Source organism: Asanoa ishikariensis, assembly GCF_900107455.1.
In the GTDB taxonomy this organism is placed as follows: domain Bacteria; phylum Actinomycetota; class Actinomycetes; order Mycobacteriales; family Micromonosporaceae; genus Asanoa; species Asanoa ishikariensis.
The window spans coordinates 777,983-791,321 of the sequence record NZ_FNQB01000004.1 but is presented as its reverse complement, the minus strand read 5'-3'; the positions used below and the strand labels follow the sequence as shown (position 1 = coordinate 791,321).

The 13,339-nt window shown below is 71.5% G+C and carries 14 protein-coding genes; 7 read left to right on the top strand and 7 right to left on the bottom strand.

The window, feature by feature from the left end; genetic code table 11:
- Positions 1 to 2: 2 nt before the first annotated feature.
- From BLV39_RS36370 to BLV39_RS36355, 4 genes are read left to right on the top strand one after another with little or no spacing between them, the layout of a single operon-like run.
- Positions 3 to 776, top strand: a complete 774-nt coding sequence (locus BLV39_RS36370) for a thiazole synthase (protein WP_090802474.1) — start codon at positions 3 to 5, stop codon at positions 774 to 776.
- Positions 773 to 1,363 (top strand): thiamine phosphate synthase, encoded by a 591-nt coding sequence (locus tag BLV39_RS36365; protein ID WP_090802470.1) that lies wholly within the window; start codon positions 773 to 775, stop codon positions 1,361 to 1,363. Before BLV39_RS36370 ends, BLV39_RS36365 begins: the two co-directional genes overlap by 4 nt.
- Positions 1,360 to 2,169 (top strand): bifunctional hydroxymethylpyrimidine kinase/phosphomethylpyrimidine kinase, encoded by an 810-nt coding sequence (thiD, locus tag BLV39_RS36360; RefSeq protein WP_090802468.1) that lies wholly within the window; start codon positions 1,360 to 1,362, stop codon positions 2,167 to 2,169. Before BLV39_RS36365 ends, thiD begins: the two co-directional genes overlap by 4 nt.
- 52 nt (positions 2,170 to 2,221) lie before the next feature.
- Entirely contained in the window at positions 2,222 to 3,052 is an 831-nt protein-coding gene (locus BLV39_RS36355) for a hypothetical protein (protein WP_090802465.1), read from the top strand.
- Here the strand turns inward: BLV39_RS36355 and BLV39_RS36350 are convergent.
- Together BLV39_RS36350 and BLV39_RS36345 are read right to left on the bottom strand one after the other, a co-directional pair.
- A complete protein-coding gene (locus BLV39_RS36350; RefSeq protein WP_090802462.1) occupies positions 3,049 to 5,292 on the bottom strand; it encodes an ATP-dependent Clp protease ATP-binding subunit in 2,244 nt (747 codons plus the stop codon). The two genes, BLV39_RS36355 and BLV39_RS36350, sit on opposite strands and share 4 nt — an antisense overlap.
- 208 nt (positions 5,293 to 5,500) lie before the next feature.
- On the bottom strand, positions 5,501 to 6,175 hold the full coding sequence (locus BLV39_RS36345; RefSeq protein ID WP_090802460.1) for a COG4315 family predicted lipoprotein: 675 nt from the start codon (positions 6,173 to 6,175) through the stop codon (positions 5,501 to 5,503).
- Positions 6,176 to 6,333: 158 nt separating this feature from the next.
- Between BLV39_RS36345 and BLV39_RS36340 the strand changes: the two genes are divergently transcribed.
- Positions 6,334 to 6,714 (top strand): PPOX class F420-dependent oxidoreductase, encoded by a 381-nt coding sequence (locus tag BLV39_RS36340; protein WP_090802457.1) that lies wholly within the window; start codon positions 6,334 to 6,336, stop codon positions 6,712 to 6,714.
- A 17-nt stretch (positions 6,715 to 6,731) separates the two neighbouring features.
- Complete coding sequence (locus BLV39_RS36335) at positions 6,732 to 7,415, top strand: hypothetical protein (protein WP_090802455.1); 684 nt, start codon at positions 6,732 to 6,734, stop codon at positions 7,413 to 7,415.
- 143 nt (positions 7,416 to 7,558) lie between these two features.
- Here BLV39_RS36335 and BLV39_RS36330 read toward each other — a convergent pair whose 3' ends face one another.
- The 5 genes from BLV39_RS36330 to BLV39_RS36310 are packed head-to-tail and all read right to left on the bottom strand — an operon-like array spanning position 7,559 to position 12,404.
- Complete coding sequence (locus tag BLV39_RS36330; RefSeq protein ID WP_090802453.1) at positions 7,559 to 8,854, bottom strand: ABC transporter substrate-binding protein; 1,296 nt, start codon at positions 8,852 to 8,854, stop codon at positions 7,559 to 7,561.
- Between the two features lie 39 nt (positions 8,855 to 8,893).
- Complete coding sequence (locus BLV39_RS36325) at positions 8,894 to 9,991, bottom strand: branched-chain amino acid ABC transporter permease (RefSeq protein ID WP_090802451.1); 1,098 nt, start codon at positions 9,989 to 9,991, stop codon at positions 8,894 to 8,896.
- On the bottom strand, positions 9,988 to 10,866 hold the full coding sequence (locus tag BLV39_RS36320; protein ID WP_090802448.1) for a branched-chain amino acid ABC transporter permease: 879 nt from the start codon (positions 10,864 to 10,866) through the stop codon (positions 9,988 to 9,990). Before BLV39_RS36320 ends, BLV39_RS36325 begins: the two co-directional genes overlap by 4 nt.
- 39 nt (positions 10,867 to 10,905) lie before the next feature.
- Complete coding sequence (locus tag BLV39_RS36315; RefSeq protein WP_090802446.1) at positions 10,906 to 11,622, bottom strand: ABC transporter ATP-binding protein; 717 nt, start codon at positions 11,620 to 11,622, stop codon at positions 10,906 to 10,908.
- Positions 11,619 to 12,404, bottom strand: coding sequence for an ABC transporter ATP-binding protein (locus BLV39_RS36310; RefSeq protein WP_090802444.1), 786 nt, complete (start codon positions 12,402 to 12,404; stop codon positions 11,619 to 11,621). The genes BLV39_RS36315 and BLV39_RS36310 overlap by 4 nt, the downstream gene beginning before the upstream one ends.
- A 382-nt stretch (positions 12,405 to 12,786) precedes the next feature.
- On the opposite strand from BLV39_RS36310, the gene BLV39_RS36305 reads away from it, so the two are divergent.
- Positions 12,787 to 13,326: an SMI1/KNR4 family protein gene (locus BLV39_RS36305; RefSeq protein ID WP_204082678.1), complete on the top strand. Its 540-nt coding sequence runs from the start codon at positions 12,787 to 12,789 to the stop codon at positions 13,324 to 13,326.
- The last annotated feature ends 13 nt before the right edge of the window (positions 13,327 to 13,339 follow it).

Here is a 13,339-nt window from a genome sequence, read left to right as displayed (position 1 = left end):
CCATGACCGAGGACCCGTTCGTCCTGGCCGGACAGACGCTGCCGTCCCGGCTGATCCTCGGCACCGGCGGCGTGCCCAGTCTGGACGTGCTGGCCCGCGCCATCACCGCGTCCGGCACCGCGCTGGTGACCGTCGCGCTGCGCCGGGTCGAGGCGTCCACCGGTGGCGCGCTGGCCGACGTGCTGGAGCGCTGCGGCGTGCGGCTGCTGCCGAACACCGCCGGCTGCTTCACCGCCCGGGAGGCGGTGCGCACCGCCCGCCTGGCCCGCGAGGCGTTCGAGACCGACTGGGTCAAGCTCGAGGTGATCGGCGACGAGCGGACCCTGCTGCCCGACCCGATCGAGCTGCTCGACGCGGCCGAACAGCTCGTCGCGGACGGCTTCCAGGTGCTGCCGTACACCAACGACGACCCGATCACCGCGCGCCGGCTGGCCGACGCCGGCTGCGTCGCGGTGATGCCGCTCGGCTCGCCGATCGGCAGCGGCCTGGGCATCCGCAACCCGCACAACATCTCCCTGATCCGCGAGACCGTCGACGTGCCGGTGATCCTCGACGCCGGGCTCGGCACGGCGTCCGACGCGGCCCTGGCGATGGAGCTCGGCTGCGACGGCGTGCTGCTCGCCTCCGCGGTGACCCGGGCCCGCGACCCGGAGAAGATGGCGCTGGCGATGCGGCACGCGGTCGACGCGGGCCGGCTGGCGTTCGGCGCCGGACGCATCGAGCGGCGCTGGCACGCCCAGGCGTCCACGCAGGACGCGGGCCTGGCGGCGCTGTGACCCTGCCTCGGCTGCTGGTGCTGACCGACCGCACCCAGTGCGCCGGGCCGCTGCCACGCGCCGTCGAGGCCGCCGTCGAAGCCGGCGCGCGGGCCGTGGTGCTGCGCGAGAAGGACCTGCCGGGCAACGCGCGCGCGGCGTTGGCGGCGGAGCTGGCGGGCATCCTCGCGCCCGTCCGGGGCACGCTGATCGTGGCGGGCCGAGCCGGCGGAGGCGCCGTGCACCTGGCGGCCCGGGACGCTTTCCCGGGCCGGCCGCGGCCGGCGCTGGTGGGTCGGTCCTGCCACGACCTCGCCGAGGTGGCCGCGGCCGCCGCTGAAGGCTGCGACTACGTGACCGTGTCGCCGGTCTACCCGAGCGCCTCGAAGCCCGGTTACGGCCCACCGCTGGGGCCGGCGGGACTCGCGACCCTGGCCCGGGCCACACCGGCGGTCTACGCCCTCGGCGGTGTCGGCCCCGAGCACGTCGCTGACTGCCGCGCCGCCGGTGCGTACGGCGTCGCCGTGATGGGTGGTGTGATGCGCGACCCCCACTCCGTCGCTGAATACCTGAGCGCACTGCACAACACCGTGGAGGACCAACCGTGAACCCGCCCGTCGCGTTGACCATCGCCGGCTCCGACTCCGGCGGTGGCGCCGGCATCCAGGCCGACCTCAAGACCTTCGCGGCCCTGCGGGTGTTCGGCACCAGCGCGATCACCGCGTTGACCGCACAGAACACCCTGGGCGTACGTGGCGTGCACGCGGCACCGGCCAGCTTCGTGATCGCCCAGATCGCGGCGGTCCTCGACGACCTGCCCGTGGCCTCCGTCAAAACCGGCATGCTGGCCACCGCGGCGACGGTCGAGGCCGTCTCGGCCCTCGCCGCCCAGGGCCGCCTGCCCAACCTGGTGGTCGACCCGGTGATGGTCTCCTCCAGCGGCGACCGGCTGCTGGAACCGGCCGCCGAGAACGCCTACCGCCACGGCCTGTTCCCGCACGCGGCCGTGGTCACGCCCAACCTGCGCGAGACCGAGGTGCTGCTCGGCTCGTCGATCCGCGACCGCGACGACCAGCACGCCGCCGCCCGCGCCCTGGGCGACCTCGGTGCGGGCGCGGCCGTGGTCAAGGGTGGGCACCCCGCCGGCAACGAGCCCGGGACCGCGGTGGACGTGGTCTGGGACGGCAAGGAGACCTACGAGCTGCGCGCGCCGTGGGTCGACACCCCGAACACGCACGGCACCGGCTGCTCCTTCGCGGCCGCCACCGCCGCCTACCTGGCACACGGCGAGGACCTGCGCACGGCCCTCGCCTCCGCCAAGGACTACGTCACCAAGGCGATCGCCGGTGGCGCCCGCTGGCATCTGGGCGCCGGCCACGGCCCCCTGGACCACTTCGGCTGGACCCGCCCCTGACCGCGGTGGCCGCACAGGGCTACGTTCGGGAGGAACCGCAGGAGGGACCGCCATGACCGACGAACGTTCCCGTAAGCGGCCCCGGTCCGGGCGGGCGCGCAAGCGCCTCGTCCGCGCCCACGCCGCGCATGCCGGGGTGGCCTACTCGGTCGCCGCCCGCCAGGTCGCCGCAGCCGGGCTGGCGGCCGGCGAGACCCTCGGCGACTTCGGCCGCACCGTCTATCCCCTGGCCGTCCGGGGCGACGGGCGCTGGTCGCTCGGCAGCCGGGCCGCTCGTCCGGCCGACGTGCGCCTGGCGGACGCCCGACGCGGAGCCGGGCTGCCCGGCGGTCGCGCGGGGCACCTGGTGGACCGCTTCCCACCCACTCGGGCCGCCCATGGCCCGCTCTACGCCGGCGACGGCCGCGCCGCGCTGCTCGCGATGCTCTACCTCGTAAGCGGCGCACCCTCCTGCGGCGAGCGCGACCGGGCGGCCGCGACGGGCGAGGAGACGGCGGTCGACCTGGTCTGTGCCGACGTCGACCGGGCCGCCCGCCGGCTCCTCGACGGCGACTGGACGATCCTGTGGGACCGCATCGACGGCGCGCTGACCGCCGGCGCGTACCCCCGGCTCCGCTCGGTGTTCCGCGCCTTCCGCGACGAGGCCGGCGCACCCTGGACGGGCGCCCGGCAGGTCCTCGACGCCCTGCTCGTCGTGGCCGACGACGGGCACGCGCCCGGCACGCGGGTCCGGGCCGGGCTCGCCGCCGGCTCGGTGACCGGCCTGTGGTGGGCCGCGACCGGTCCGCCCGTCGGCTACGACGTCTGGTTCGACGGCGCCGCCGGGCCGCGGCGGGTGCGGCCCGGCGACATCGTCGTGCTGCCCCGGCAGGAGACGCCCTAACCCGCCAGCGCCTGCTGCTCTTCGACGCGATAGGCGAGCTCCGTTCCCACGAGGTCGACGACGACCGTCTGCCCGCGGCGAAGCTCGTCGAGCAGGATGCGCTCGGACAACGCGTCCTCGACGGCGTTCTGGATGACGCGGCGCAGCGGGCGCGCGCCGTAGGCGGGATCGGTCCCCTGGCGCACCAGGTGCCGCTTGGCGTCGTCGGTGACCACCAGCGTCATGTCCTGGACGGCCAACCGCCGCGCGACCCGCGCCAGCATGAGGTCGGCGATCGCGAGCAACTCGGCCTCCGCCAGGTGCCGGAACACCACCGTCTCGTCGAGCCGGTTGAGCAGCTCCGGCGGGAAGTGCCGGCGCAGCTCCTCGCGTACCGCGGCCCGCACCTGGTCGTGACCATCCACGATGGAGTCGACGAACCCGACCGGCGCGCCCCGGGCCGTGCCCAGGTTCGTGGTCAGGATGACGACGGTGTTCCGGAAGTCCACCTTGCGCCCCTGCGCGTCGGTCAGCGTGCCGTCCTCGAGGATCTGGAGCAGGGTGAGCAGGACGTCGGGGTGGGCCTTCTCCACCTCGTCGAACAGCACGACCGAGAACGGACGCCGCCTTACCCGCTCGGTGAGCTGGCCGCCCTCGTCGTGCCCGACGTACCCGGGCGGGGCACCGACCAGCCGGGCCACCGTGTGCCGGTCGTGGAACTCCGACATGTCCAACTGGATCAGCGCGTCCTCCGTGCCGAACAGGAACTCCGCGAGCGCCCGGCACAGGTCGGTCTTGCCGACACCCGTCGGGCCAGCGAACACGAACGACCCGGCGGGCCGGCGGGGATCCTTCAATCCTGCCCGGGTACGGCGCACCGCGCGCGCGACCGCACCGACCGCCTCGTCCTGCCCGACGACCCGCAGGTGCAGCTCGTCCTCCATCCGGGCCAGGCGACGGGTTTCGGCGTCGCTGCGCGGGCGCACCGGCACACCTACCCAGTCGGCCAGCACCTCGGCGACGTCGTCCTCGCCCACCTGCGTCGCGCCGCGCAGGTGGGTGCGCACGCCGGCCTCGTCGATCAGGTCGATCGCCTTGTCCGGCAGGAACCGGTCGGCGACGTACCTGTCGGCCAGGGTCACGGCCGCGACGAGGGCCGCGTCGGTGTACTCGACGCCGTGGTGCGCCTCGTAGTGGCGCCGCAGCCCCGTGAGGATCTCGATGGCCTGCGCGACCGTGGGCTCAGCGACCGCGACGGGCTGGAAGCGCCTTTCGAGAGCCGGGTCGCGGACCAGGATCCGGCGGTACTCGTCGGTGGTCGTGGCGCCGATCAGCCGCAGCTCGGTCCGGGCCAGCAGCGGCTTGAGGATCGACGCGGCGTCGAGGGCACCCTCGGCGGCACCGGCGCCGACGATCGTGTGGATCTCGTCGACGAACAGGATGATGTCGTCGCGGCCGCGTACCTCCCGGAGCACCTTGCGGAGCCGCTCCTCGAAGTCGCCGCGGTAGCGCGAGCCGGCGACCAGGGCGCTGAGGTCGAGCGTGTAGACCTGCGTGCCGCGCAACCGCTGCGGCACGTCACCGGCGGCGATGCGCTGGGCCAGCCCTTCGACGGCGGCCGTCTTGCCCACGCCGGGCTCGCCGAGCAGGACCGGGTTGTTCTTCGTACGCCGGCACAGCACCTGGATGACCCGCTGGATCTCGGTGTCCCGCCCGACGAGGGGGTCGAGCGTGCCGCGCAGCGCCGCGTCCGTGAGATTGGTGCCGAACTGGTCGAGCACGGCACTGCTCGCCGGCGCGGCCCCGTCGTCGGCATTGGCATTGGCTTTGGCGGTCAGGGCCTCGATGACGCTCCGCCGGACGGCGGCCGGGTCGGCGTCGAACCGCTCGAGCACCTGGGCGCCGACCCCGCCGCCGTCGCGGACCAACCCGAGCAGCAGGTGCTCGGGCCCGATGTGCGCGTGCCCGAGCTGGAGCGCCTCGCGCAGGGCGAGCTCGAGCACCCGCCGGGCCCGCGGCGTGAAGGGGATGTGGCCGCCGGCCGCCTGCCCGCCGAGGCCGACCACGTCCTCGACCTGCTGACGGGCGGTGACGAGGGAGAGCCCGAGCGCGGTCAGCGCCCGCGCTCCGACGTTCTCGCCCTCTTTGAGAATGCCGAGCAACAGGTGCTCGGTGCCGATCGACGCGTGGTTGAGGATCCGCGCCTCTTCCTGGGCCAGGATGACCACCCGGCGGGACCGGTCGGTGAACCGTTCGAACATGCCGCACGCCCTCACGAGGCCCCACGCACCCCAATCCGGACGCGGCAGAGCCGCAGCGAACGAGGGCGCTGAGTCGAAGCCTCTTGGCCAGGTCGGTGGTCGGCGTGGGCGACCACACGAGGCGCGGGCAGGCGCACTACCCACCACCGACGCTAGCGCCTCGATGGCGGGCAGCGCCCGTCATGATCGTTCGCCCGTAGCGAACGGATCAGTAGCCGCCGGTGCCGGTGTCGTACCCGTCGTCGCCCTCGGCCGGCGGCTCGGTGCTTTCGACCGCGTCTTCCTCAAGCGGCGGCGGGGCGACCGCCTTCGGGGTGCCCTTCGGCAGGCAGCTCAGGTTCTTCTTGCCGTCGGGCTTCACGACGAACCAGACGTTGCCGACCTTCTGGCCCTTCCACTGGCCCGGCTCCTTGTCGCCGATGTAGCGGTAGAGCGGCCAGCCGCCGATGGTCAGTTGCTGGGTTCCGTCCTTGCGGGTGACCGTGCCGACCTTCGCCAGGGCCACACCGGAGAGCTTGGGGGTGCTGTCGGTGTACGCGGGCGGCCAGACCCTCGCACAGTTGCCCTCGCAGGTGGTGGCGGAGGGATCCGCCGAGTCGTTGTCGAAGCGGTACAGCACGAAGCCGTCCTGGTCGGTGACGACCTGGCCCATCTTCGGGACGCTCTTGCCGTTGAGCTCGGTGGTGAGTGCGACGTCGGGCGCTTCAGGCGCGTCGGGCGCCGGCTCCTCCGGCGGGGCGGCGGTCGGCGTCGGCGTCGCGGCGATCTGCAGCTGGGCCGCCACCTGCGCGGCACCGCCGTCGGACGTGGGTGCACAGGCGGCGAGGGCGGCCATGGCCGCCACGGCGCCGACGCTGAACAGGGTGCGGGTGAGCGGTGCCATTGGCTCTCCTTCTCGGCGGGTCGCCGGGAAGTACGAGGGTCGACGGAACATGGATGAGCGCATCGGTGGTGCTGAATTTCACAGTGATTTCGGTGATCCACGGAGCTCCATGGCACGTACTTCCTGGAACGTGTTGCCGGCGTCGCTACGCTTCCGGGATGAGCGTCATCGACGAGATCGGTCGCAGCAAGCACGTCAGCCTGGTGACCTTCAAGAGGGACGGCACCGGCGTCGCGACACCGGTCTGGCACGTCACCGAGGGAAACGAGCTGTACGTCGTCTCCGAGGCCAAGGCGTGGAAGGTCAAGCGGGTCCGCAACACCGGCCGGGCCGAGGTAACAGTCTGCGACCTACGCGGGCGGATCGCTCCCGGTGCGGCCTCGGCGAAGGGAACCGCGCGGCTGCTGGACGAGGCCGGGACGGCGGCAGCGCGCGAGAAGCTCGCCCGCAAGTACGTGAGCTCGCGGGTCGGCAACTGGTTCGCGCGACTCCTGCACCTGCGCCGGCCGCCACTGGTCGCGATCGCCGTCACCCTCTAGCCCGCAGGCGATGCGACGTGACGCCGTTCGAAGAGAGCTACTACCACCTCATCCTGCTCGATCCCGCGCTGCGCAAGGGATGGCTGCTCGACAATCGGCCGGCTGACGTCAGCCCGGCACACTGGTGGTTCTCGCTGATCGACTCGGCCGTTTCGGATGTGCGGCATCAGCACCTGGGGTTTGCCAGCACGCGACCGCAGGCAGACCAGGCACTCGCTGCCGCTCTCATCGACTGGGCCCTGGAACGGCCCTTTCCGCTCGTGATCGCCGTCCAAAGGCTTGCCCAGCTCTTGTCGATCGCTTTCGACGCTGGCCAGATGGTGGAAGAGTTGCCCGTCAACGTCCGACCTGATGCGATCGCCCGCCTCGCGCTCGACGGCTTCGCGATGACCAGAGAACACGCGATCGCCCGCGCGGCGAGCCTGCGAGCGAAGCCTCTGACCGAGGACGACCTGTATCAGCCCGGCCAAGACCCGGCGATCTTTGAGGCACTCACGCAGACCGATGACTACCGCGACTACCACCGCCTGTTCGACTTCGACCGCATGCTGACCTGCCTCGCACCGTTCGTCGACCTCATCGCGGACCCGGACCTCGCCGGAGAGCTACGCCGTTGGCTCGCCGTCCAGCCCGACCTCGACCCGGTCCCGACCGCCATCATGCTTCTCGGCACGGCAGCCAGGTCTGCACCGCCGGAGTGAGGGCGCGGACGCCGGTGTCGAGGGTCGGGTCCACGACTGGGGGCCAGCGGATCGCGGCCATGGCCGCCACTTCGGTGACCGCACAGCTCCCAACGGCGAAAGGCCGCCCGAGTAAGCCGGGCGGCCTTTCGGGACAGCAGCGGTCAGACGGCCGGGATGCCGTTGCTCGTCGGGGTGGCGGGTGCCTCGGTGTACTCCTGGACCGGGCCGGCGCCGTCGTCGGTCTGCACGACCGGGCCGAACGCCGCCTGCACGCCGCCGGTCACCCGGCCCATCTGCATGCCGCCGATGCCGGAGTGGTCGGACGCCGAGTAGCGGTACGGGCCGACGGCCGCGTTCTTGAAGCCGCCCGACTCGACCGCTGAGATCAGGCCCTCGCGGGTCAGGTCCTTGCCGGCCTTCAGCAGCGCCTGCACGGTCAGGTAGCCGACCGTCATGCCGAACATGATGTTGTTGTCGAAGGGTGCGTCTCCGTTGTACTCCTTGTTGACCTTCTGGTAGAGCTGCACCCACGGGTTGCTGGCGTCGGTCGAGACCGGCAGGTAGCCGGGCGCGACCAGGCCCTCGAGCAGCACCTTGCCTTCGCCCAGCAGACCGGACAGCGTCGTGTAGTCGGCGCCGACGCTGGAGGGCACCCACTGCGGCTTGAAGCCGCCGAGCTTGGCCGCGGTGCCGAGCGACAGCGCGGTGAACGCCGGGATGGTCGCGGAGATGACGACCTGGCAGCCGGCCGCCTTGAACGCCTGGATCTGTGGCGTGATGTTGGTGTTGCTGGTGACGTACTTCTGCTTCTCCTTGACGCCGTCGGCGCCGAGGACCTGCTCCACGCCGGCCAGGCTGTCGCGGCCGAAGTCGTCGTCCTGACCCATGTGGCAGACGACCTGACCCGGGTACGTCTTCTTCACGAAGTCAGCGATGATCTTGCCTTCGACCGTGTAGTCCGGCTGGAAGCCGAACGTGGTCGGGTACTTCTCGGGCTGGTTCCAGCTTCGGCTGCCCGAGGCCACGAACAGGTCCGGCACCTCCTGGGTCTTCAGGAAGTCGAGCACGCCGGTGTGGGTCGGCGTGCCGAGTCCATTGAGGATCGCGAAGACCTTGTCCTCGAGCACCAGCTTGCGCACCAGGGTCTGGGTGTTCGCCGGGTTGTAGCCGTCGTCCTCGACCAGGTACTTGATCTTGCGACCGTGCACGCCGCCGTTGGCGTTGACGTACTCGAAGTACGCCTTGGTGGCCGGCGAGATCTTCGAGTAGCCGGCGGCGGCCGGCCCGGTCAGCGGCATGTGCGTGCCGAGCACGATTTCGGTGTCGGTGACCCCCGGCACGCTCGCGGCGGTCCCGCCGCCACTGCTGCTGGGTGCCTCGTCGGAACACGCGGAGCTGGCCGCGACCAACGCGAGACATGCGGCGACCACGATGCCGCGACGTGCGATGCGAAGCATGGCTCTCCTGTTCGGATGGTGGACTGGGACAGGGGGATTTCAGAACCGGCGGCGGATCGTGCGGCCCAGGGCCCGGAACGCGTCCTGGATGCCGCCGGGGGCGACCAGCATCACGATGATCAATGTGAGGCCGAAGATCGCCAGTGGGAGGTTGCCTTCCAACTTGTTCGCCAGCCCCGGACTCAGTGACAGTCCGCGGGTGACCTCGGTGGTGAGATAGGGCAGCAGCACGAGCAGCAGCGCACCCCAGGCCGCACCGAACAGGCTGCCGAGCCCGCCGAGCACGATCGCCAGCAACAGGTTGAGCGACAGCGTCAGGCCGAAGACGCTGGGCGACACGCTCTGCGAGATGACCGCCAGCACGCCGCCGCCGAGGCCCGCGCAGCCCGCGCTCACCACGAACGCGAGCACCTGGGTGCGGGCGACGTGGATGCCGGCCAGCTTGGCCGCGACCTCGTCGTCGCGGACGGCCTTGAACGCCCGGCCGAACCGGCTGTTCACCAGGTTCGCGACGATCAGCAGGGACAGCATGGCCGCGCCGATCGCGATCCACGCCTGCCACCGCTCCGGCGGGAAGTACTGGCCGAGGGCTGCGGGCGCCGGGTCCACGTACACCGAAAGGCCCTGATCGGCGTTGAACAGGCCGGCGAACCGCGTGGTGAACGCCGGCACGACGAGGGCGACCGCGAGCGTCACGCCCGCCAGGTACGGGCCGCGGAGCCGGGCGGCGCACACGCCGATCAGTGCGCCGGCCAGCGCCGCGACCAGCACGCCGAGCGCGAGCGAGACCGGCAGCGCCCAGGCACCGAGCACACCGCGGTCGCTGAACTCGTTCTGGGCCAACGCCACCGTGTACGCGCCACAGGCCATCAGCGCGCCGTGCCCCAGCGAGAGCTGCCCGTTGAGGCCGGTGAGCATCGTCAGGCCGGCCGTCACGCACAGGTAGGCGGCGACCGTGGCGAGCTGGTAGTTGCGGAACGGGTCGATGCCGTAGCTGACGAAGTAGACCGCCACCGCCGCGATCGCCACCCAGAGCAGATGGCGCAGCAGCGTCGACCCACGGCGGGGGCCGGTCCTGCGGGGCGTGATCAGGCGGCTGATCGGCGACCGGGCCGGCCGCACCTGCGTTGTGCTCATACCGTCCTCGCCCGTACACCTGAGAAGATCCCGCCGGGCCGCAGCAGCAGGACCGCGAGCAGCACGGCGAGCACCGCGACGGGGGTCAAGGCCGCACCCAGATAGCCGCTGACGTACGACAGGATCAGGCCGACGATGATGCCGCCGACCACCGCGCCGACGGGGCTGTCGAGGCCGCCCACGATGGCCGCGGCGAACGAGGAGGCGAACACGATGTCCATCGCATGTGGATGGAGGCCGAGCTCGGTCGGCAGGATCAGCACACCCGCCACCGCGCCGACGACCGCCGCGAGCGCCCAGCCCAACGTGAGCATCCGGCCCACGTTGACGCCGAGCAGCCGCGACACCTCGGGTGCGAACGCCGCCGCCCGCATCCGCAGGCCGACGGCGGTGCGGGTGAACAGCAGCGCCAGCAGCACCACGATGGTGGCGACGGTGCCCCAGATGAACAGGTCGTACCGGCTCATCAGCGGTACGCCGCCGACCTCGATCGCCCTGGTGTCGAACGGCTGGTTGGCGGCGCGGAACTCCCCGCCGAAGATGATGCCGACGACGGCGGTCAGCAGCAGCACCAGGCCGAGCGCGACGATGACGTCGTTGAGCGGGTTGGCGTGCCCGACGAACCGCATCAGGCCGCGTTCGACCAGGGCGCCGAGCAGCAGACCACCGACCAGGGCAACGACGAAGCCGACGAGGTACGAGCCGACGGCGTCGGAGACCATGTACGCGGCGTACGCGGTGACGACCGCCATCGCACCCTGCGCGAAGTTGACCACCCGCGCCGCCCGCCAGATCAGCACCAACGCGAGCGCGAAGGCGGCGTAGACGGCTCCCCGCGACAGCCCGTCGAAGGTGAGGAAGACGAAGCGTTCCAAACCGCGTTTCCTTTCGTGCGGTGGGTGGGCAGGTGCAGGTCAGAAGCCGAGATAGGCGTGGCGCAGGCCGTCGTCGGCGAGTAGCTGGTCCGCGTCGGCGGACATCACGATCCGGCCGAGCGACATCACGACGCCTCGGTCCGCAATGGACAGTGCACCTCGGACGTTCTGCTCGACCAGCAGCACGGTGAGCCCGGTCGTGTCGCGGAGCTGTTTGAGCAGCGCCATGATCTGCGCCGTCACCTTCGGCGCGAGACCGAGCGACGGCTCGTCGAGCAGCAGCAGGGTCGGCCTGGCGACCAACGCGCGCCCGAGGGCGAGCATCTGCCGCTCACCGCCGGAGAGCTGGTGCCCGAGGTGCGCGCGGCGGCGGGCCAACGGCTCGAACAGCTCGTACACCTCGGCGGTCGCCTTCTTGGCGTCTGCCTTGTCCTTTCGCCACAGCCCGCCGAGCCGCAGGTTCTCGTCGACGGTCAGCTCGGCGACCACGCCACGCCCTTCGGGCACGTGGGCGATCCCCCGGCGAACGAGCTGCTCGACCTTGACGGCGCGCAGATCGGCGCCGGAGAAGAGGATCCGCCCGCCGGTCGGTCGGACCAGGCCGGTGATCGTGCGCAGCAGGGTGGTCTTGCCCGCGCCGTTGGCGCCGAGGACGGCGGTGATGGTGCCGGCCGGCACGGTCAGGTCGACGTCGCGCAGCACGGGCACCGCGCCGTAGCCGGCGTTGAGCTTGTCGACCACGAGGACGTCGGTCATGACCCCACCTCCGCACCCAGGTAGGCCTCGGCCACCGCCGGGTTGTCGCGCACCTGCGCGGGCGTGCCGGAGGCGACCACTCGGCCGAAGTCGAGGACGACGATCTGGTCGCAGACCTTCATGACCAGGTCCATGTGGTGCTCGACGAGCATCACCGAACAGTCCGAGCGCCGCGGCAGGTCGACGATCAGGGCCGCGAGCTCGTCGACGTCCTCACCGCCCAGACCGCCGGCCGGCTCGTCGAGCAACAGCAGCCGCGGCCGGGCGACCAGCGCGCGGGCCAGGGCCACCCGTTTGCCGACCGCGTACGGGAGGGTGCCCGGCCAGGCCTGGGCGTGTTCGGCGATGCCTAGCTCGTCGAGAAGGGTCATCGCCTCGTCGCGGAGCCGGCGCTCGTCGCGGTCGCTGCGCGGCAGCCCGAGCAGCGCCGACACCAGCCCGGCCCGCGCGGTGTGGGTGGCGCCGGCCATCACGTTCTCCAGCACGGTGAGGCCACGGAACAACCCGACGCCCTGGAGGGTGCGGACGATGCCCTTGGCGGCGAGTTGATGTGGCCGTGGCCGCAGCGGTTTCTGTTCGAAGAGGACCGAGCCGGTGTTCGGCTCGACGAACCCGCAGATCACGTTGAACAAGGTCGTCTTGCCGGCCCCGTTGGGCCCGATCACGCCGACGACGGTGCCGGTGGCGGCCGTCATCGACACGTCGTCGAGCGCGACGAGACCACCGAAGCTGACGCCGATCCCCCGAAGCTCGAGGACGGTGCCGGTGTGTTGCGGCGTCATAGTCACCTCTACGCGACGAGATCAACGACTGCCGATCAGGTATTTACACTGGGAGTGTATTTACACTGGGAGTGTACTTTTCTCGCCCCGTCCGTCAATGCCCTCGTTGCGAGGTCGTGATCTCCCCAGGTCAGCACCCGTCCGCCCCCGCCTCCGGCACGAATCCCTGGTGGACGAAAGGGACGACGACGGAGCTCGCGGCGATCTACCGGGACCTGCACGCACACCCAGAGCTGGGCTGCCACAGCTCGGTCGACGTCAGTTGCTTCCCGTCCTCGAACATCGCCTGGACGTGGAAGGACCACTGCTCGTCGTGGACGTCACGCGCGGCAACCTAGCGACGGCGGGCCGGTACGGTGGTATACCGACGGTAGGGAGCCTGATGGATATTCAGCGGACCTTTCCAGGTGTCGCGCTGGAGTCGTTCTGGGACGACAGTGAGTACGCGCTCGACGCCTTCGTCGATGACCCGCCCTCGGCGGAGTTGGTGGCCTCGGTGGAGGCCGAGCTCGGATACCGGCTGCCGGCGTCCTACGTGACGCTCATGCGGTGGCACAACGGCGGGATCCCGCGCAACACCTGGTGCCCGGCGCCGAGCCCGACGACCTGGGCCGACGACCACGTATTCGTGGACGGCATCATGGGGATCGGGCGGACGAAGCGCTATTCGTTGGCCGGTGCCGGCGGCTACCGGCTGTGGTTGGGAGAATGGGAGTACCCGCCGATCGGCGTCTACTTCGGCACCTGCCCGTCCGGAGGACACGACCTGATCGCGTTCGACTACCGCGAATGCGGCCCTGACGGCGAGCCCCGCGTGGTCCACGTCGATCAGGACTGGGACTACGGGATCACGGTCCTGGCGCCCGACTTCGTGTCCTTCGTGGGCGCCCTCCGCCCGGAACCCGCCCAGCTTCCCACCTGAGGTAGCGTCCCGT

What these genes read in the sequence shown, in the direction of transcription:
- BLV39_RS36305 (WP_204082678.1), top strand. Translation starts at nt 12,787, where the DNA reads ATGGATATTCAGCGGACCTTTCCAGGTGTCGCGCTGGAGTCGTTCTGG.
- BLV39_RS36310 (WP_090802444.1), bottom strand. Translation starts at nt 12,404, where the DNA reads ATGACGCCGCAACACACCGGCACCGTCCTCGAGCTTCGGGGGATCGGC.
- BLV39_RS36355 (WP_090802465.1), top strand. Translation starts at nt 2,222, where the DNA reads ATGACCGACGAACGTTCCCGTAAGCGGCCCCGGTCCGGGCGGGCGCGC.
- BLV39_RS36370 (WP_090802474.1), top strand. Translation starts at nt 3, where the DNA reads ATGACCGAGGACCCGTTCGTCCTGGCCGGACAGACGCTGCCGTCCCGG.
- BLV39_RS36315 (WP_090802446.1), bottom strand. Translation starts at nt 11,622, where the DNA reads ATGACCGACGTCCTCGTGGTCGACAAGCTCAACGCCGGCTACGGCGCG.
- BLV39_RS36350 (WP_090802462.1), bottom strand. Translation starts at nt 5,292, where the DNA reads ATGTTCGAACGGTTCACCGACCGGTCCCGCCGGGTGGTCATCCTGGCC.
- BLV39_RS36345 (WP_090802460.1), bottom strand. Translation starts at nt 6,175, where the DNA reads ATGGCACCGCTCACCCGCACCCTGTTCAGCGTCGGCGCCGTGGCGGCC.
- BLV39_RS36330 (WP_090802453.1), bottom strand. Translation starts at nt 8,854, where the DNA reads ATGCTTCGCATCGCACGTCGCGGCATCGTGGTCGCCGCATGTCTCGCG.
- BLV39_RS36340 (WP_090802457.1), top strand. Translation starts at nt 6,334, where the DNA reads ATGAGCGTCATCGACGAGATCGGTCGCAGCAAGCACGTCAGCCTGGTG.
- BLV39_RS36325 (WP_090802451.1), bottom strand. Translation starts at nt 9,991, where the DNA reads ATGAGCACAACGCAGGTGCGGCCGGCCCGGTCGCCGATCAGCCGCCTG.